General features: G+C 44.1%; 1 protein-coding gene. It reads right to left on the minus strand.

From position 1 onward, the window contains the following. A partial coding sequence (locus FLQ44_RS14450; RefSeq protein WP_439144934.1) for an ABC transporter permease subunit occupies positions 1-286 on the minus strand: 286 nt, incomplete at both ends.

The following is a 286-nucleotide window of genomic DNA, read 5'->3' on the forward strand; positions in this document are numbered from 1 at the left end:
GGAATGGCAATCGTTTGAATACCTGGTAGTTGTTGCGTCTGCCCACTATTAAATAAAACCCGCGCCCAAAATGAAGTCAATCCAGCGGCGGTTAGATTGATGGCGAGTCCAGACACTAACTGATCTACTCGGAGGGTAACACACAGATAAGCATGGAGCAATCCGACAATTCCTCCGATTATTATTGCTAACAGTATGCCTAACCAAACATTACCTGTAAAAAAGGCTCCGGCTGCGCCAGAAAATGCTCCTGTTAGTAACATTCCTTCTAAAGCAATATTTAGCA

Source organism: Vogesella mureinivorans, assembly GCF_007644035.1.
In the GTDB taxonomy this organism is placed as follows: Bacteria; Pseudomonadota; Gammaproteobacteria; order Burkholderiales; family Chromobacteriaceae; genus Vogesella; species Vogesella mureinivorans.